This window comes from Streptomyces sp. NPDC096079 (genome assembly GCF_040303145.1).
GTDB lineage: Bacteria > Actinomycetota > Actinomycetes > Streptomycetales > Streptomycetaceae > Streptomyces.
This window is the reverse complement of sequence record NZ_JBEOST010000017.1, coordinates 120,490-139,650: the sequence shown is the minus strand read 5'-3', so window position 1 is coordinate 139,650 and position 19,161 is coordinate 120,490. Positions and strand designations below refer to the sequence as shown.

General features: G+C 71.9%; 12 protein-coding genes. 4 read left to right on the top strand and 8 right to left on the bottom strand.

Going from position 1 to position 19,161, the window contains the following annotated elements; translation table 11 throughout:
* Nucleotides 1-110 precede the first annotated feature (110 nt).
* From ABTY59_RS28450 to ABTY59_RS28440, 3 genes are all read left to right on the top strand, one after another.
* Nucleotides 111-1,535, top strand: coding sequence for a nucleobase:cation symporter-2 family protein (locus ABTY59_RS28450; RefSeq protein ID WP_352021898.1), 1,425 nt, complete (start codon nt 111-113; stop codon nt 1,533-1,535).
* A gap of 60 nt (nt 1,536-1,595) precedes the next feature.
* Nucleotides 1,596-2,297 (top strand): helix-turn-helix domain-containing protein, encoded by a 702-nt coding sequence (locus tag ABTY59_RS28445; protein WP_352021897.1) that lies wholly within the window; start codon nt 1,596-1,598, stop codon nt 2,295-2,297.
* Between the two features lie 144 nt (nt 2,298-2,441).
* Nucleotides 2,442-3,809 (top strand): MFS transporter, encoded by a 1,368-nt coding sequence (locus ABTY59_RS28440; RefSeq protein WP_352021896.1) that lies wholly within the window; start codon nt 2,442-2,444, stop codon nt 3,807-3,809.
* Between the two features lie 41 nt (nt 3,810-3,850).
* Here the strand turns inward: ABTY59_RS28440 and ABTY59_RS28435 are convergent, their stop codons facing one another.
* From ABTY59_RS28435 to ABTY59_RS28410, 6 genes are all read right to left on the bottom strand, one after another.
* Nucleotides 3,851-5,746 carry a helix-turn-helix domain-containing protein gene (locus ABTY59_RS28435; RefSeq protein ID WP_352021895.1) on the bottom strand — a complete coding sequence of 632 codons (1,896 nt, stop codon included), beginning with the start codon at nt 5,744-5,746 and terminating at the stop codon, nt 3,851-3,853.
* Nucleotides 5,747-5,814: 68 nt separating this feature from the next.
* Nucleotides 5,815-6,654, bottom strand: a complete 840-nt coding sequence (locus ABTY59_RS28430) for a 3-hydroxybutyrate dehydrogenase (protein ID WP_352021894.1) — start codon at nt 6,652-6,654, stop codon at nt 5,815-5,817.
* Between the two features lie 55 nt (nt 6,655-6,709).
* A complete protein-coding gene (locus ABTY59_RS28425; RefSeq protein WP_352021893.1) occupies nt 6,710-7,192 on the bottom strand; it encodes an NUDIX hydrolase in 483 nt (160 codons plus the stop codon).
* 195 nt (nt 7,193-7,387) lie between these two features.
* Entirely contained in the window at nt 7,388-8,986 is a 1,599-nt protein-coding gene (gene lnt / locus ABTY59_RS28420) for an apolipoprotein N-acyltransferase (protein ID WP_352021892.1), read from the bottom strand.
* 100 nt (nt 8,987-9,086) lie between these two features.
* Nucleotides 9,087-9,659, bottom strand: coding sequence for a hypothetical protein (locus ABTY59_RS28415; RefSeq protein ID WP_352021891.1), 573 nt, complete (start codon nt 9,657-9,659; stop codon nt 9,087-9,089).
* Nucleotides 9,660-9,782: 123 nt separating this feature from the next.
* A complete protein-coding gene (locus ABTY59_RS28410; protein WP_352021890.1) occupies nt 9,783-10,577 on the bottom strand; it encodes a glutamate racemase in 795 nt (264 codons plus the stop codon).
* Between the two features lie 58 nt (nt 10,578-10,635).
* Here ABTY59_RS28410 and ABTY59_RS28405 point away from each other — a divergent pair, with 58 nt between their 5' ends.
* Nucleotides 10,636-11,814, top strand: a complete 1,179-nt coding sequence (locus tag ABTY59_RS28405; RefSeq protein WP_352021889.1) for a glycosyltransferase — start codon at nt 10,636-10,638, stop codon at nt 11,812-11,814.
* A gap of 250 nt (nt 11,815-12,064) precedes the next feature.
* Here ABTY59_RS28405 and ABTY59_RS28400 read toward each other — a convergent pair whose 3' ends face one another.
* Together ABTY59_RS28400 and ABTY59_RS28395 are read right to left on the bottom strand one after the other, a co-directional pair.
* Nucleotides 12,065-12,325 (bottom strand): Imm32 family immunity protein, encoded by a 261-nt coding sequence (locus ABTY59_RS28400; protein ID WP_352021888.1) that lies wholly within the window; start codon nt 12,323-12,325, stop codon nt 12,065-12,067.
* A gap of 82 nt (nt 12,326-12,407) precedes the next feature.
* Nucleotides 12,408-19,058 carry a polymorphic toxin-type HINT domain-containing protein gene (locus ABTY59_RS28395; protein ID WP_352021887.1) on the bottom strand — a complete coding sequence of 2,217 codons (6,651 nt, stop codon included), beginning with the start codon at nt 19,056-19,058 and terminating at the stop codon, nt 12,408-12,410.
* Nucleotides 19,059-19,161: the final 103 nt, after the last annotated feature.

The following is a 19,161-nucleotide window of genomic DNA, read 5'->3' as shown; positions in this document are numbered from 1 at the left end:
CGCGGCCACCCGGATGCCCCTTCGAGGCTCTCCCCCTTCTCGCGGCCCGGCGCTCTCCACGCGGTCCGGCGCCGCCCCCTCTCATTCACCTACCCTCAGGCAAGGCAGAGATGGCACCACTGGCCCCGGGCCGACGATCCCGCACCACCACGCACCCGGTGGACGAGGTCCTTCCCCTCCCCGCGCTCTCGCTCTACGGGATCCAGCACGTCCTGGCGTTCTACGCCGGCGCCGTGCTCGTCCCGGTCATCCTGGGAAGCAGCCTCGGACTGACGAGGCAGGAACTCGTCTACCTGATCAACGCCGACCTGGTCACGGCCGGGATCGCCACGATCGTCCAGGCGTGGGGCTTCTGGCGGATCGGCGCCCGGCTGCCGCTCGTCCAGGGCGCGACCTTCACGGCCGTACCGCCCATGATCGCCATCGGCCAGGGCGCCGGCGGCGGCACCGCCGGACTGCTCGTGGTGTACGGAGCCGTGATCGCCGGCGGGCTCGCCGCCTTCCTCTTCGCGCCGTTCGCCGGGAAACTGACCGGGTACTTCCCCCCGATCGTCACCGGCACCCTCCTCACGGTCATCGGCATCGTCCTCATACCGGTGGCGCTCCAGGACGTCGGAGGCGGCTCGGCGCTCCTCGGCGGGCCGCGCTACGGGGACCCCGCGCACCTCGCCTACGCGGGCGGCACCCTCGCGTTCATCCTGCTCGTCGTGCGGTTCGGCGGGCCGTTCCTGCGCAGCGTCGCGGTCCTGCTCGGGCTGGTCGGCGGCACCGCCGTCGCCTGGCTCCTCGGCGACGCCGACCTCGGGGCCGTCGACCAGGCGGGCTGGCTCGGCGTCAGCACGCCCTTCCACTACGGGCTGCCGCACTTCTCGGTGTTCCCGGTGCTCGCGATGGTCGTCGTCATGCTCATCACCATGGTGGAGACCACCGGCGACGTGTACGCGATGGGCGAGATCACCGGCCGCGAGGTCGACGGCGACACGGTCAGCCGCGCGCTGCGGGCCGACGGCCTCGCCACCGTGCTCGGCGGAGTCCTCAACTCCTTCCCCTACGTGGCCTTCGCCGAGAACATCGGCCTGGTCCGGATGTCCCGCGTGACCAGCCGCTTCGTCGTCGTGGCGGCCGGGTTCCTGATGATCCTCCTCGGCCTGGTGCCCAAGGCCGGCGCCGTCGTGGCCTCGGTGCCCCACCCGGTGCTCGGCGGCGCGGCCGTCGTGATGTTCGGCATGGTCGCGACCGTCGGCATCCAGATCCTCGCCAAGGTCGACCTGAAGGAGGAGCGCAACGCCCTCATCCTGGCCGTCAGTCTCGGCGCCGCGATGCTGCCGAACGCCGTCGCGCCCTTCCTCGAGCGCATGCCCACCGAGGTCCGGGCCGTCCTGGGCAGCGGCATCACCCTCGGCACGCTGTCGGCGGTCACGCTCAACCTCTTCTTCCATCTGTTCGAGAACCGGCGCCGACGGCGCGCCATCGACTGGGAGGCGCTGTCCTCGTACGACGACGGGACGGGGCCGCGCCCCGCAGGGACCCGCTGACCCGCTCCCGCGCCGCGCGGCCCCCGCCGCGCGGCAGCCGTCCACCGAGGTGAACCGCCCGTGTCCCACCCTCCTTTCTCCCCCGCGCGGGCCCAGGCCGCCCGCCTGCGCATCGGCCTGACCCCCGAGCAGGTCGCCGCCGCCATGGGCCAGCTGGGCCTGCACCGCTCGCCGACCGCCGTCCTGTCCTGGGAGCAGGGCACACTGGCCCCTTCCGAGCCCGAGCTCTTCGCCCTGGCCGGGGCGTTGTGGTGCCCCGTCCCCGAACTGATGGCCCTGCGGCCCAGATCGCTGCGCGAGCACCGGCTGGCCCGGCAGTTCACCGCCGACCGCCTGGCCGAGCGCATCGGCATGGACCCCCTCGCCTACGCCCGCGCCGAGCGGGACCACCAGTGGACCGGGACCAACCGCCAGACCCTCCTCCTCGCGGAAGCCCTGGGCCTCGCGCCCGACCTGCTCCTCCGCGTGATCCGCCGGGCGGGAGACCTCGACACCCTCCTCCGCCGGGCCGTCGAAGGCCGGTGGAAACAGCACACCGCCCCGCTCGCCCTGCTCGTCGACGTCCCCGAACGCACGGTGGCCCGTGCCCTGCGCGCCCTCCACCAGGAGCACGGCCGTTTCGACGCGGCCTACATGGGCCATGTGGTCGCGCGCAGCGACGACGCGCGTCTCCGCGAGATCGCCCTGGAACGCGCCGCGTGGCTCGACGACCTGACCCCCCGTTTCCTCGCCCTCGTGGGCCACGACGGAGCGGGGCACTGAAGGGGCCGGAACGCCGGGCCATGGTGACCGGCCGCATGCCCGCGCCTCGAACTATGGTGTCCCACCACATACGCCTCTGACCTGCCCCTTCCTACGGTGTGGCGACACGAGAACGTCCCCGTCATCCGCTCGGAAGTGGTGCACATGGCCGCCGCAACAACCGCTCCCACACCCCCCGGTTCCCTCAAGCGCATCGTCGCCGCCAGTCTCATCGGCACGACCATCGAGTGGTACGACTTCTTCCTCTACGGGTCGGCCGCCGCGCTGGTCTTCAACAAGCTGTTCTTCCCCGAGTCCGATCCCCTGGTCGGAACGCTGCTCTCCTTCCTCACCTACGCGGTCGGGTTCGCCGCCCGGCCGCTCGGCGCCCTGGTCTTCGGCCACTACGGCGACCGGCTCGGCCGGAAGAAGCTGCTGGTCCTGAGCCTGCTCCTGATGGGCGGCGCGACCTTCGCGATCGGACTCCTGCCGACGCACGCGTCCGTCGGGTCCGCCGCTCCGGTCCTGCTCACGGTGCTCCGCCTCGTCCAGGGCTTCGCGCTCGGCGGCGAATGGGGCGGCGCCGTCCTGCTCGTGTCCGAGCACGGCGACGCCCGACGGCGCGGGTTCTGGGCGTCCTGGCCCCAGACCGGCGCGCCGGCCGGTCAGCTGCTCGCGACCGGTGTGCTGTCGGCGCTGACCGCGCTGCTCTCGGACGCCGCCTTCGCCTCCTGGGGCTGGCGCGTGCCCTTCCTGCTCTCCGGCGTCCTCGTGATCGTCGGTCTGTGGATCCGGCTCTCCGTCGACGAGTCGCCCGTCTTCAAGGCGGCGCTCGCCGCCGCCGAGGAGCGCAAGGCCGTCGCCGGGCAGGTCGAGAAGATGCCGCTCGTGGCGGTGCTGAGGCACCACTGGCGGGACGTGCTGATCGCGATGGGCGCCCGCATGGCGGAGAACATCTCGTACTACGTGATCACCGCGTTCATCCTCGTGTACGCGACCACCCAGGTCGGCCTCAGCAAGCAGACCGCCCTGAACGCCGTCCTCATCGCCTCCGCCGTCCACTTCGCGGTCATCCCCGCCTGGGGCGCACTCTCCGACCGGATCGGCCGCCGCCCGGTCTACCTGATCGGCGCGGTCGGCGTCGGCGCCTGGATGTTCCCCTTCTTCCTCCTCATCGACCACGGCAGCTTCGGCTCCCTGCTGCTCGCCGTCACGGTCGGCCTGGTCCTGCACGGGGCGATGTACGCGCCGCAGGCGGCCTTCTTCTCCGAGATGTTCGCGACCCGGATGCGCTACTCCGGCGCGTCCATCGGCGCCCAGTTCTCCTCGGTGGCCGCCGGAGCCCCCGCGCCGCTCATCGCGACCGCGCTGCTCGCCGACTACGGCTCCTCGACCCCGATCGCGCTGTACGTGATCGCCGCCGCGCTGCTCACGGTCGTCGCCCTGGCCTGCGCCCGCGAGACCCGCGACCGCGACCTCGGCGAGATCGAGGAGCGGACCGCCGCGGACGCCCGGGTCCGCGCCGACGCCTGATCCGCCCCGTGTCCGGGCCCCGCGCGCGGGGCCCGGACACGTCAGTTCCGCGTGACCACGTCCGCGAGGGCGTGCAGGCGCAGGGCCAGCTGGATCTCCAGGGCTCTCGCCGGTGACTGCCAGTCCGGGCCGAGGAGCCGGCCGACCCGCTCCAGGCGCTGGGCCACCGTGTTGACGTGGACGTGGAGCGCGTCCTTGGTACGGGCCGGGCTCATGCCGCCGGCGAAGTAGGCGTCCAGGGTGCGGACGAGGTCGGTGCCCCGCCGCCGGTCGTAGTCGACGACCTCCCCGATCGTCCGGTCCACGAAGCCGTCGATGTCCCGGCCGTCGGCGAGCAGCAGACCGAGGAACCCGAGGTCCTCCGCGGCGGCGCCCTGCCCCGAGCGGTGCAGCAGCACCAGCGCGTCCAGACAGCGACGGGCCTCCTCGTACGCCACGGCCACCTGCTCCGGCCGGTCGAACGGCGTCCGTACGGGCGCGGACGCACCGACGGTGACCGGTTCGCGCAGGGTGCCGCCCAGGCTCTTGGCGGTCTGGCGGGCCAGGTCGGCGGCGCTCTCCCCGGGGCCGAGCGGCAGCAGCAGGACCGTACCGCCGTCACGCGCCGAGGCCAGTCCGTGGCGGGTGGCGGCCAGATGCGAGGCAGCCGACCACAACCGCCGTCGGTCGGCGCTCTCCCGGCGGCCCGCGTCGGGTCCGGTCGCGCCCCCGGCGGCCCGGTCGACGCGGGCGGCGAGCACGACGTGCGGGGCCTCGCCGTCGGTGCGGAGCCGGGCGGCCCGCTCGCGCAGCAGCCGGAGGTCACGGTCCGGGGCGTCGATGAGGTCGTCGAGGAGCTCGCCCCGCACCCGCTGCTCCGCCTCGCCCGCCGAGCGGCGGGCGAGCAGCAGCAGGGAGGTCACCAGGGCGGCGCGCTCCAGGGTGCGCTGGTCGACGGGGTCGAGGTCGGGCTGCCCGTGGAGGACGAGCGCGCCGAGCGCCTCGCCGCCCGCGGAGACGGCCGCCACCCAGTCGTCGCCCTCGCGGACGGCGTGGCCGCCGGCGCGGCGGACGGAGCCGGCGCCCGCCTCGGTGAACTCGACCGTACCGCCGAGGACCTCGGAGACGGCGTGGGCCACGTCGTGGACGCCCCCGCCGTGCAGGACCAGTTCGGAGAGCCGGTCGTGCACCTCGGAGGCCCGCTCGATGACGGCGCTGTGCTCCCGGATGATGCCGTTGGCCCGCTCCAGCTCGGCGAGGGCCGAGCGGGTCTCGGCGAGCAGGTTGGCCGTGTCGATGGCGACGGCGGCGTGCGCGGCCAGGGAGCCGAGCAGCGCGACCTGTTCGCGCTCGAAGACCCTGGCCCTGCGGTCGGCGGCGAACAGCACGCCGATGACCTGGCTGCCGAGGCTGAGCGGCACGCCGAGGATGGCGACCAGGCCCTCGTCCCGTACGGCCGCGTCGATGGCGTGCGTGTGCTGGAAGCGCGGGTCCTGGAAGTAGTCGTCGGTGACGTACGGACGGGCGGTCTGCGCGACCAGTCCGCCGAGCCCCTCGCCCATGCCGAGCCTGACCTGCTGGAAGCGGGCGGAGACCGAGCCCTCCGTGACCCGCATGTAGGTGTCGCCGGCGGCCGGGTCGTTGAGGCTGAGGTAGGCGACCTCGGTGCCGAGGAGCGAGCGGGCGCGCCGGACGATGGCCCGCAGGACCGCGTCGAGGTCGCGGAGTCCCGCGAGGTCGTGGGCGGTGGCGAAGAGCGCGGAGAGCTCCGCCTCGCGGCGTCGGCGCCCCTCCAGCTCGGCGCGGACCCGCAGCGCGAGCTGCTTGGCCTCTTCGAGCGCGGCGAGCGCCTCCGGGCCCGCGCCGCCCGCGCGGGCGAGGAGCACGGGCCGGTCGTAGGCCTCCGTCGCGGCTCCCCGGGCGAGGAGTTCCAGGTAGGGGACGTCTTCGTGGGACATGCACACAGGGATACCGGTCGCGGGTGTGGTCGCACCACCCCTGTGGACGGGCTTCACGGATGTCCGCCTCAGTGGGCGGTCCAGCCGCCGTCGAGGGTGAGGGAGGTGCCGGTGATGAACGAGGCCTGGGGGCTGCACAGGTACAGGACGGCCTCGGCGACCTCGTCCGGTTCGATGAGCCGCTTGAGTGCCGAGTCCTTGAGGAGGACCTCGGTGAGGACCCGCTCGGGCGGGAGGGAGTGGACGGCGGCCTGGTCGGCGATCTGCCGTTCGACGAGCGGGGTGCGCACATAGCCGGGGTTGACGCAGTTGGAGGTGACGCCGTGCGGAGCGCCTTCGAGGGCGGCGGTCTTGGACAGGCCCTCCAGGCCGTGCTTGGCGGCCACGTACGCGGACTTGAAGGCGGAGGCGCGCAGCCCGTGGACGGAGGACAGGTTCACGATCCGCCCCCAGCCCTGTGCGTACATGTGGGGCAGGGCGCCGCGGATGAGCCGGAAGGGCGCCTCCAGCATCACGGTGAGCACGGTGTGGAAGACGTCCGGCGGGAACTCCTCGATGGGGCGGACCAGCTGGATGCCGGCGTTGTTGACGAGGATGTCGGTGCCGGCGGCCGCCGCCTCCGCCGCGTCCAGGTCGGTCAGGTCGAGGAGGTGGGGTTCGAGGCCGCCGGGGAGCGCGTCGGCCTCCTCGGCCAGGGTCTCCAGGCCCTCGGCGGCGCGGTCGACGGCTCTGACCCGGGCCCCGGCGGCGGCGAGCCGCAGCGCGCAGGCACGCCCGATGCCGCCGGCCGCGCCGGTGACGAGCGCGGTGCGGCCGGTGAGGTCGAGGGCGAGGCCCGCGGCGCGGGGCAGGGGCGAGGCGGCGTCCGCACCCGGCGCGGTGGCGGGGGCGGTGATGGGGGCGCTCATGCTCCGCACCCTATGAACGGGCCCCTCCCCCACCGATGTGTGTCGGGCCCATAGTTCAGCCGGTCACTGTGGTGCGGAACCATGTGGGTTCATCGGCGAGCGCCTTCTCGATCCGCAGGTACGAGAAGCGCTTCATCTCCGGCAGCGCGTCCACCGCGAACCAGCCGACCTCGGTCGACTCGTCGTCGTTGACCCGCGCCTCGCCCCCGACGGCCCGGCAGCGGAACGCGACGTCGAGGTACTGGCAGATGTCGCCGTTGGGGTAGACGACGGGCTTGCGCAGGGTCTCCACGAGCACGATCCGCTCGGGCACGCAGCGCACGGCGGTCTCCTCGTACACCTCGCGCACCACGGCGTCGGCGGGCTGCTCCCCCGGGTCGACGATGCCGCCGACGAGCGCCCAGCGGCCGTTGTCGGCCCGCTTGCCGAGCAGGACCCGGCCCCGGTCGTCGAAGACGACGGCGCTGACGCCCGGCAGGAAGAGCAGCTGGTGGCCGGCCGTCTTGCGCAGTTCGCGGATGAAGTCAGGAGTAGCCATGCCCCGACCCTAGATGATCATCCGCGGGCCGGGGTCGGGGCGGGGACCCCCCGGTCCCGGTGCCGGGACTTCCCCGGTCCCGGTGCCGGGACTCCCCCGGTCCGGGTGCCGGGACTTCCCCGGCCCCGGGGCCGAGAAGGTCCGGGTGCCGGGACTCCCTGGTCCCGGTGCCGGGACCGAGGGCGTCCAGGGTGCTCAGGCCGCCGGGGTGCGGCGGGCGCGGACCGCGCGGGCTCCGGCCCAGCCGAGACCGGCCGCCGCGAGCGCCGCGAGCAGGGCCTCGGGCAGGGTGCCCAGGCGGGTCGCGGGGGTCTGCGAGGAGCGCAGCGGCACCTCGGCGACGAGGACGTCGGGGGTGAACATCTTCGTCTGCTCGACGATCTCGCCGTCGGGCCGGATGATCGCGCTGACGCCGCTGGTGACGGGCACGACGACCGCGCGGCTGTGCTCGACCGCGCGGACCCGGCTCATCGCGAGCTGCTGGTAGGTCATCTCGCTGCGGCCGAACGTGGCGTTGTTGCTGGGGACGGAGATCAGCTGGGCGCCGTGGGTCACGGTGTCGCGCACGGCCCAGTCGAAGGCCGCCTCGTAGCAGGTCGCGAGGCCGACCTTGGTGCCCGCGAGGTCGAAGACGCCGATCTTCGTGCCGGCGCCGAAGTCACGGCGCACCCGGTCGACGTCGCTGTTGAAGATCCGTACGAAGGACCGCATCGGGATGTACTCGCCGAAGGGCTGGACGTGCCGCTTGTCGTACGTGGCGACGGGGCCCCGCGAGGGGTCCCACTGGATGAGGGTGTTGCGGAGCTTGCCGGTCTCGGGGGCGACGACGGCACCGATCACGGTGGGCACGCCGATCGCCTTCACCGCGCCGTCGATGACGTCGGCCGCGTCGGGGTTCGCGTAGGGGTCGATGTCGGAGGAGTTCTCCGGCCAGAGCACGAAGTCGGGCTGCGGCTCCCGGCCCTCCTTGACCGCCTGGGCGAGCTCGCGGGTGCGGGCCACGTGGTTGTCGAGGACGGCCCGGCGCTGGGAGTTGAAGTCGAGGCCGAGTCGGGGCACGTTGCCCTGCACGGCGGCGACGGTGGCGGTGCCGTCCTCGGCGGAGTCGTCGACGAGCGGCAGCGCGGCGAGGGCGCCGGTGACCGGGACGAGGACCGCGAGCGCCGCGGCGGCGAGCGGGCCGCGCGGGACGGTGCCGGCGGCCCGGTGGGCGCGGACCTGGCGGCCGGCCTCGTACAGGCCGAAGCCGCAGAGGGCGACGGCGAAGCCGAGGACCGGGGTGCCGCCGACGGCGGCCAGCGGCAGGAAGAGGCCGTCCGCCTGTCCGAAGGCGACCTTGCCCCAGGGGAAGCCGCCGAAGGGCACGCGCGCGCGTGCCGCTTCCGCGAGGATCCACACCCCGGCGGCGAAGAAGGGCCACCAGGGGAGCCGGGAGACGGCCGCGATGCCGAGTCCGGCGGCGGCCACGAAGAGGGCCTCGACGGCGGCGAGCGCGAGCCACGGAACGGCGCCGACCTCCTCGCCGGTCCAGACGAGGAGAGGCAGCAGGAAGCCGAGTCCGGCCAGGTAGCCCAGCCCGAAACCGGCGCGGAGCCGGCGGCCCCGGAGGGTCCATCCGAGCAGCGCGAAGGCGGGCAGCGCGAGCCACCACAGGGGCCGCGGCGGGAAGCTCAGGTAGAGCAGGAACCCGGACAGCAGAGCCGCCCCGGGCCGTACGAACCGCTTCAGCCGGGAGACCGGCGTGGGGGCGGTGTCGGGTCCGGGCGCGTCGACGGGGGTGATGGTGGCGCTCACCTTGGGGAGTCTACGTGCCGCCCCTGTGGGCGGAGAGGGAGGTGGGGCCCGGCGCGGAGGGTCTGCGCGGCCGGCGGTACGGGTGTCCCGTGCGCCGCGGTCAGACGCCGGTCGCGGCGGGCGGCACCGGTGGGGCCGTGTGGGGGAGGCGGTCGCGGATGACGCGGACCGCGGACTCGGCGTCGTCGACCGTGACGGTGAAGGTGAGGCCGTCACCGAGGCGCAGGACGAGCGCCTCGCCCCGCCGGACGATCACGGCGGTGCCCTGCTCGGGCCGCCAGCGATAGCCCCAGCCGCCCCACTGGCGCGGGGTGACGCTGGGCGCGAAGTCGGCGCCGACGACCTGGGCGAGCGGGATGCGGCGGCGCGGTACGCCCATGTGGCCGCAGCGGACCTCCATGGCCCGGTCGTCGACCCTCACGGCGACGTGGACGAAGGCGAGGGTCCCGAAGAGGACGAGCAGTCCGGCGGCGACGCAGCCGATCACCGCCATGAGGAGGGCGGCGGCGCCGGAGGTCCACGGGGACTCGACGGCCAGGGTGATGCCGAGCGCCATGCAGGCGGCGCCGGCGACGGCCGCGACCCACTGGAAGCGGTTGGTGGCGCGGCCCGTCCAGACGACGGTGGTCGGCTCGTCGGCGCGCGGGGTCGGTTTCCGGGAGTGCTCCCTCATACGGGGAGGGTACCCAGGTTCGCCGCGGACAGCGCGCCGGAGCGGGGTCGCGCGATGACGCTGGGTGACGGGCGGGGAGCGTTTCGGCGAGCTGCGGGCGGCGCGCAGGGCCGCCCCGGTCCGTCAGTGCGCGGCGGCGGTGGCGGCGAGGGTGCGGCCCTCGGCGTATCCCAGGGCGGTGGCGGGGAGCTGCCCCGGCCGTCCGCTGAGCAGGACCGAGAGGGTGCCGGTGGGGTCCGCGTCGGGCGCGGGTGCGGCACCGATGCGGCGCAGGGCCTGCGCGGCGACGGCGTCGGCGGAGCCGTGGAAGACGATCGGCGGCAGTCCGGCCCGGCGGCGGGCCTCCAGGGCGGCGACGATCCGGTCCTCGACCAGCTCGTAGTGGGTGCAGCCGAGGACGACGGCCCGGACGTCGGGCGGGGTGAGGGCGGCGGCCGCGGCGACGGCGGCGTCCACGGCGTCCCGGTCGGCGTGCTCCACGGCGTCGGCGAGCCCCGGGCAGGGCACCTCGGTGACCTCCGCGCCGTCGGCGAAGTCGCGGATGAGTCCGCGCTGGTAGTCGCTTCCGGTGGTGGCCGGGGTGGCCCAGATGGCGACCTTGCCGCCGGCCGCGGCGGCGGGCTTGATGGCGGGCACGGTGCCGATGACGGGGATGTCCGGTTCGAGCGCGGCGCGCAGGGCGGGGAGGGCGTGCACGGTGGCGGTGTTGCAGGCCACGATGAGCGCCTGTGGACGGTGCTCGGCGGCGGCCAGGGCGACGTCGAGGGCGCGCCCCGTCAGGTCCTCGGGGGTGCGCGGGCCCCACGGCATGCCGTCGGGGTCGTTGGAGAGGAGGAGGTCCGCGTCCGGCCGGAGGCGACGCACCGCGGCCGCCGCCGGGAGGAGGCCGATTCCGGAGTCCATGAGCGCGATCTTCACCCGGTCACCCTAGCCGATGAGCCGTTCGTCCCCCGCGATCCGGGGCAGACTGCCACGAATGAGCACCCTTGCCTGGTTCTCGATCGCGTCCCTGGCCGTCTGGATGTGGCTGCTCCTCGGCCAGGGCTTCTTCTGGCGCACCGACCAGCGGCTGCCACCGGTGCGGCGGACGCCGCCGGACGCGTGGCCGGCGGTGGCCGTCGTGGTCCCGGCGCGGGACGAGGCCGAGGTGCTGCCGCGCAGCCTTCCCTCGCTCCTCGCCCAGGACTATCCGGGGAGCGTGGAGATCCTCCTGGTCGACGACGGGAGCACCGACGGGACGGGGAAGCTCGCCGTGGAGCTGTCCGACCGGTACGGCGGACTGCCGCTGACCGTGGTGTCGCCGGGAGAACCGGAGGCGGGCTGGACGGGGAAGCTGTGGGCGCTGCGGCACGGCATGGCGGTGGCACGCGTGCGGGGACCGGAGTTCCTCCTCCTCACGGACGCGGACATCGCGCACGAGCCGGACAGCCTGCGACGGCTCGTGACGGCGGCCGTGGAGAACGACCTGGACCTGGTGTCGCAGATGGCCCGGCTCCGGGTGGCGAGCTTCTGGGAGCGCCTGGTGGTCCCGGCGTTCGTCTACTTCTTCGCGCAGCTGTACCCGTTCCGCTGGATCAACCGGGCTCGGCCCCTGGCGACGGCCGCCGCGGGCGGTTGCGTGCTGCTGCGGGCGGAGACGGCGGTGGCGGCGGACGTGCCGGAGGTGATCCGGCAGGCGGTGATCGACGACGTGTCGCTGGCGCGGGCGGTGCGGCGCGCGGGGGGCAGGATCTGGCTGGGCCTGGCGGACCGGGTGGACAGCGTCCGCCCCTATCCCGGCCTGGGCGAGCTGTGGCGGATGGTCGCGCGGAGCGCGTACGCGCAGCTGCGGCACAACCCGCTGCTGCTCGTGGGAACGGTGGCGGGCCTGACCCTGATCTACCTGGTGCCGCCGGTGGCGCTGGTGGCGGGCGCGTGGACGGGGGACGCGGCGGCGGCGTGGGCGGGGGGTGCGGCGTGGGCGGTGATGGCGGGGACGTACGTCCCGATGCTCCGCTACTACCGCCAGCCCCTGTGGCTCGCCCTGCTGCTCCCGTTCACCGCGTCCCTCTACCTCCTGATGACGGTGGACTCGGCGGTCCGCCACTACCGCGGCAGAGGCGCGGCCTGGAAGGGCCGCACGTACGGCCGCCCGGAGACGGCACCGGACCGGTGAACGCCCCGAGTTCCGTGCCCCCTTCACCGGAATGGCATTTCCGACAGGGGGAGTGGCGCCGTCAATTCAGCGTGTACGCATCATCGATGACTGCCCGCCAAGCCCTGTCAGCACAGGACTTGACCCAACGGACGCGCCGAAGGCACGAACCCGCATCTGCGGTATTCGAGTCCTTCGGCACATCCCATCTCAGGCCCCTACTTCTCGACCCTCGGCCACGTTCAGCCGCATATGCGAGAGTCGCAGGAACTCAGTCCGCCATTCGCTCCAGGATCAGATCGGTTTCGGATTCGATCTCCTGGTCAGCAGTAAGGTGAACGTGCATCCCAGACCTCACCTCCTCCTGCGCAAGCGTAAGAAGATGGCGCGCCAGCGAGATCAACCCCGCACGGTTGGCCTTGATGAGCACTTCCGATCGCCCCACGGAGACATCGATCTCGAAGCCCTCATCCCAAGCGAAGCGCAACCCCTCCCCAGGACGGTAGTCGGGAACGGCGATTACTTGCTCCATTGAGCACTCCTCATCATCTGAACAGTAGGTCGACACCTGAAGCAGGCCACACCGCCCAAGCAGCAGAGCGGTCCGACGCTTCCTACTCCAGGTAGATGTGTCGATTTTCAACGACCATCGGCTTTCCGGGCTTCTTCGGATTGGGCCCAAGCCGCTCGAAGTTCATGTGCGGGCCGCCGCCATGCTGGCCAGTGATATCCGATTCACCCATTCGCGCAACGCGGGTGCCATCCCGAGACACATACCGACCGCTACCCGGCACGGGCTCCCTATAGCCAGGACCGAGCCACTTCTCTGCCGCACCGAGTGCGTCATCCGTCGATATACGCGTTCCGTCTACCGGGTGACCATCGCCGTCGTACTGACGCACCGAGGTCCACGGCGGGCAGCTCGAATTGTGCACGAGCAGCGGGGTGGCACCGGCCAGCACATAGTACGTGTGCAGGTCCTCGACCGTGAGGTTGTACGTGCGCGCGTGCTGCGTGTACGGACGGTTCGCCGTGATGGTGATCTCGGCGCCGCGGTTCGTGCGGAGCGTCATGCCCGGCTTGAGGTCGCGGGCTTCGAGCCAGCGCTTCTCGGAGGCGACCCAGAAGGGGTGCTCGAACGTGGCGGTGAGCTTCGCGGGGCCGTCGGGTGTCGCGACCGTCAGCTCGTCGAAGTGTTTGTCGTCCTCGGTGACGATGAGCTGGGTGACCTTGCGGGCGCCCTGCTTACCGGTGTCCGGGTCCGTGGCCAGGACCTCGTCGCCGACCTTGATCGTCTCGATGTCCTTGGTGGTTCCGTCGGCCATGAGGACGTCCGTGCCCGCGAGGAAGCACTGGTTGCAGTAACGCAGCGGAGTCGACGGCTCCGTGGCCTTCGGCCCCGCCTTGCCCCCGCCCTTGCCGCCTCGGCCCGCGGCACGAATCCCGTTGTCGTCGCCGTACGTCGCGGCGACGACCATGATCTTGAAGATGTCGAGGTACTTGAGGTCCTCCTCCATGTCGTGCGTGCAGATTCCGCGGTTGTCTCCGTAGCAGGAGTTCGCGGCGGCGGCGACCAGGTCCTCGGGGATCAGGTAGTCGCGGTACGGCGCTGTGTGGATTTCCTTCTGGTACGCCTTGCGCCACTTCTTGTACGCGTCACCGGTGCCGAGGTTCTTCCTCGCCGTGGTGGTGATGAAGTCCTCGACCCGGTTGACCGCGTCGTCGTTCGCGGCGATGTCGTTGACCGTGAGCGTCTGGCCGGTGTCCCAGCGCTGGACGCCGTGCCCCTGCCCCGTGCCCGGCGTCTCGACCTCGGTGTGGCCGGTGCCGTCGTCGAGTCCCAGGCCCGTCGGGTCCGAGAAGGTGACGGGGTTGTTGGCGGCGTAGCTGTAGCCCGTGAGGGTCTGGAGCTTCTCGATCTCCAGCAGGGGGTCGACGCTGACGAAACGGCCCAGGTTCGGGTCGTATTCGCGGGCGCCGATGTGGGTGAGGCCGGTGTCGGGATCCCTGGTGCCGCCGACGAAGCCCTTGTCGCCCGTCCAGTCCGCGGGCTGGTTGCCGCGCGGTGCGCCGAAGATGGTGGTCTTGCGGCGGGTGACGGTCTGCTGGGCGTCGGCGGTGATCTGGGTGGTTCCGGTGCCCTGGTGGTCGGCGAGGACGAAGGAGATGCCCTTGGCCGTGCGGAGCGCGGTGCCGCCGTAGTAGCGGGTTCCGGTGGCGGTGCTCGCGCCCTTCTTGAGCAGGAGCTCGTTGCCTTCGGGCAGGTAGAGCGTGGTGCCGGTGGAGTCGCGGCGGATCAGCCGCTGGCCGGCGGTGTCGTACAGGTAGCCGGTGGTGTCGGTGACCTTGGTGAGGGACTTCAGATGGCCCTCGTCGTCCCACTCGAGGGTTTCGAGTGCGCTGTTGCCGATCTTCCGGGTCTTGGTGTTGCCGTTGTCGTCGTAGGTGTAGGTCTCGGTGCGCGGGTCGGTTCCGGTCTGGGTGACCGAGGTCAGGTCGTGCTTGCCGGGGGTGGGGGCCGCGTACGTGCGCACGGTGTCGGCGGTCGGGCCGGCCGGCGTCTGGTGCTGCGTCTCGGTCTTGCGGTTGCCGACGGCGTCGTAGGTGTAGGTGGTCCAGTACGGGTCCTCGCCGCCGACGACGCCCGCGGAGGGCGCGGCCGCACAGGTCTCGCCGGTGTTCGTCCAGGCCTGGGTGACGCGTCGCAGGGCGTCCAGGCCGAAGCACTGGGTGTCCGTGGTGCGCGCGGCGTCCTGGCCGTGGGCGGTGGCGACCTGGGTGATGTTGCCCGCGAGGTCGTAGGTGTAGCGGCTGTCCGCGACGCGCTGGGGTGCGAGCTCGCGGTCGGTGTACGTGCGCGTCAGGTTGTTGGTGTGGTCGTCGTACTCGTTGGTGACGAACACCTGCCGGCCGAAGCTGCCGTATTCCAGTCGCGTGTTGCGGCCGTAGTGGTCGTACGTGGCTGCCGCGATCAGCGGGTCGGTGCCGGCGTGCAGGGTGTTGGGCTGGCCTCCGGTGGTGTAGCTGTAGGAGACCATCTCGGCCGGCAGGTCACCGATCTCGGGCTGCTCCGTCGCCTGCAGCAGGCCGGTGTTCTGGTCGTAGTAGTTGGTCCACTCGTAGGTGCCCTTGAGAGCGCCTTCGACGTCGGGGATGGTGACCTTGGTGCCGACCGCGCGGTCCAGCTCGTCGTACGAGGTGACCTCGCTGGTGTACGCGTTGCCGTTGTCGTAGCGGATCGCCGCGGTGGGCAGGCCCTTGGCGACGGTGTCGTACGTCCACTCGGAGAGCTTGGTGGTGCCCTTGGTCAGGGTGGTGGGGCGTCCGAGCCTGTCATAGGTGCTGTGCAGGGTGACCGACGGTTCGGTGGTGCGCACCGACGTCGTGTCGACCGCACGGTCCGCCTTGTCGTAGGTCGTCTTGACCGTGCCCTTGTCGGGGTCGACCGCCTGGGTCTGACGGCCTCGGGCGTCGTGGGTGTAGGACCACTTCGCCCCGGAGGCGTCGGTGATCTGCTCCAGGTATCCGCGCTTGTCGTAGGCGAAGCGGGTGGACTGCGGGGCGGTCAGGCCGGCGCCCGCGTACTCGCGGACTTCCGTGGTCCTGCCCAGCGCGTCGACGACGGTGGTCTGCGCGGTGCCGCCGTCCGGCGGGACGACGGTGGTGGTGTCGCCCGTGTACGTGGTGGTGGAGGTCTCCTTCGGGTCGGTGAACCGCTTGGAGACCACGGTGGTGGGCCGGCCGGCGCCGTCGAAGGTCGTCTCGGTCGAGGCCGGGTACTTCGTCTCCTGCCCGGTGACGGGCGAGGTGGAGGGCTGCTGGGCCACGAAGTAGGTGCCGGAGGCGAGCCACGCCTCGCCGCGCGAGTTGTAGAACGTCTCGCTGACGAGGGAGCCGACACGGTCGGGCGACCTGGTCTGGGTCTGCCGGGAGCGCAGGAGGCCGTCGAGGTGCTCGTAGGTGCTCTGGTACTCGGAGTTGTGGTCGAGGACCTTCTTCGTGACGACGCTGGAGTCGTTGGTGCGGATGAGGTAGTCGAAGTCGATGTTCGGGCCGTTCGGGTACGACGCCTGGGGCCGGGTGGCGAGCCAGACCTTGTCGGCGCGGCCGAGGGCGTCGTAGGTCATCGTGGTGACGTGACCGTTGGCATCGGTGATCTTCGTCGTCCGGCCGCGCAGCGGCTCGGACTCCGTGACGGTCGCGTGGCCGAGCTGGTTGGTGAGCGTCACCTTCGTCGGCACCTCGCCCGTCGCCGGGGAGTACGCGGTGGTGGAGATCTCTCCGTCGGCGTTCGCGGTGGCCAGGGAGCGGCCGTACTGGTCGAAGCAGAGCTGGGTCTTGCCGGTGCCGCAGGTGGAGGGCACGGAGCTGACGGTGTCGTAGCCGGTGCCGTTGGTGCGCTCGATGCGGGTGACGTAGCCCTTGGTCGGTGCCGCTCCGTAGGCGCCGCCGTCGTAGGAGGTCCGGGTGTCGTCGATGACGTCGCCGGGACGGGTGATGGTGCTCGACTCGCAGTCCGCGGCCAGCTTCTCCACACGCGCCACGGGGGTCAGCAGGTTGATGCCGGTGTTCCGCGCGTACGTGGTGAGGGTGCAGGTCTCGTCACCCTCCTTGGCGACGTCGCCGAGCTGCGATTCGGACGCGAGCAGGCCGTATCCGTCGAAGGTCCTGACCAGCTTCGTCCTGCGCGTGCCCCCGGTGACCGTGGTCCGGGTCTCCTCGGTACCGACGTTCGTGTAGTACGCGACGAGGTCGCCGACCGCGGCCGGACGGCTGCGGGTGGCCGTCGGCGCGGAACGCCACGGCGTGTACGAGGTGGCCGAGACCAGGGCGCCGCCGTCGCCGTTGTAGACGGCGGTCTCGCGCAGCATGCCGGCGAACTGCTCGCGGTCCGTGACCGGGACGTCCGCGGAGTCGGTGACCTCTTCTCCTTCGATGCCGCGGAAATAGCGATTCTCCGTCAGCGTCTTCGGAACGGTCACGTCACCCTTGCGGACCTGGACGCGTCCGTATCCGCGGGCGACCGAATATGTCAGGTCTTCGGGCTTGCTGAACTCGTCCTTGCTCTTCGCCCACTTCGCACCGCCGAGGTACGAGTACTTCGTCAGCGTATTGGGCGTGGAAAGGACGTTGTCGTCCTCGGTCACCGTGTCGACGACGTAGGAATGGAACCAGTCGGTCTTCTTGGTGTCGCCCTCGAAAGCCCATTTCACCGGGTAGCAGCGCGTGGTGTTGGTGGCGTCGGCGGGCGGCAGGTTGGCCGGGGTGCAGCCGGTGTCGAGGTAGCTGACGCCGATGGCGCCGCCGGACTCCGTGGTGATGCTCGCGATCCGCATCCGCACGAACGGAGCCAGGCCGTCGCCCACCGCGTCCACACGGTTGGGCTTCTGCACCGGGGTGAACTTCACGGGGTTCAGCCCGACGGGGGTGGTGCCGCTCTTGCCGGTGCGGGTGATGCTGTCCAGCCACATCGGGGTAGAGATCCCATCACCCGAGCCCGGCGGATAGCTGTGGGCCAGTGCCCAGCTGTCGACGTCCTTGTAGGCGCCGCCGGTCAGGACCTGGGTGGTGATGCTCTTCAGACGGGTGCGCGACCAGAACGAGGGCGATGAATTGCCCGGGCACGTCGTGGCGGTGTCCTTGCAGTACAGGTCGAAGGGGACGTCGGGCCAGTTCTTGGCGTTCGTCGCGTCGAAGGTGCCGCAGGTGGTGAGCACACAGCGCTCGTCGACGGCGAAATTGACCTTGGCCATGGCCTTCGACCGGTAGGGCGCCGTGTCGTTCAGTCCGTACTCGATACGGTCGAGGGCGCCGCCCCGGTCATAAGGGGTCTTGGTGGAGACACCGGTCGTCGGGTTGACGTTCCGCCCGTAGTTGTTGACGTCCTTCTTCCAGTAGTACGCCATCGCGTTGCCACGCGGGTCGACGACGTAGTCGAGGTTCCAGCGCCAGGTCTGCTGGCACCATGCGGCCGCGAAGGAGGCGTTGTAGCACGGCTCACCGGAGTGGTTGCCGAAGACGGGTACCTGCCATGCCGAGTTGGTCACGGGGTCGTCGGCCAGGGTGCCGTTGTTCTGCCAGGCGGGAAGCTTGTTCCGGCCGAAGAAGTACTGGGTGCCGTCCGCGGTCGTGATCTTCCAGTGCTCACCGACACCGTCGACACCGGCCGTGCCACCGTCGTTGTTGTCGGCGCCGGTCAGCTTCTCGACCTTCTCGGCCGCGTCGTTCGCGGTGCGCCAGCCCTTTCCGGACTCGTAGACGAGCTCGGTGGTCTTCCCGCCCAGGGAGAGCACCGCGTTGTCCTTGAACCAGCACAGGTCGCCGACCTTGACCGTGTTCGTACCGCCGGTCTTGTCGTCCTCACACGACTTGTAACGGCGCTCGACGTATCCCGGGCTCCAGTCCCAGCCGTCACCGATCCAGCTCGGCTGCGCGTTCGACGCCCCCGTGAGGCCATCCACCGCCTGCGAGTTGTAGTTCAGCGCGATGCCGGGCTGGATTCCGCCCGGAACGGCGGGCACGGAGATCGGGTACGACCAGTTGAAGGCACCTGTCGATCCGCCCGCGCTCCACGCCCCGGACGGCTCCAGCGAGGTCGCCTTGTACGTCCCCGTCGGGCCGCTGTCACCGGCCGTGACGGCCAGCACCGTCGCGCCCGAACCCTTGACGGCGCTCGGCGCGAGGGACACGTCCGCACCGAGCTTGCGGGTCTCCGTGTCGTTCTTCGTCGGCAGCGGCGTGCCCGTACGACAGGCCGCCTTCTCCGGAGTCGTCAGGGCGCAGGCCGGCATCTGCACGAGGCGCAGGCGCGAGGCCCAGCCACCTCCGTACGCGCCCCGGAACGCGTCGTAGCTGATCTCGACCCGCGCGCTGCCGCCGGAGGACGCCCCGTCGGCGCGGCCCACGGACAGCAGAACGCCCTCGACGCCCGCCTTCCGGGCGGCGTCGACACCGGCCATCGACACCCTGACCTTCGCCGGCCGCTGCTTCGCTCCGCGCGCACGGGACGACGCCGCGACCGCGACGGGCAGGATCTTCCCCCGCTTCGGCGTCGCGCCCGCGTCGACCGCGACGGTCTCCGCCCCGGGCGTGGGCCATGTCACCTTCGGAGCCACCCATGCCGGCGCGGCCGCACCGGAGCGGACACCGTCGCGGCCGAACCGCATGTCCTTGACCGCGACGGCCGAGGGCTGCTTCAGCTCGGGCAGATCCGCACCGCCGCGGGCCGCCGGTGCCGCCACGGCGCTCGCGGGCAACAGGCCCACAAGCAATGCGGTTGAAACCGCCCCTATCCATCCACGCTCGCCGAATAGGCGCACGTCCCACCCCTTACAGAGTTACAGAAATTCGCCGCACAGTATCAAATCC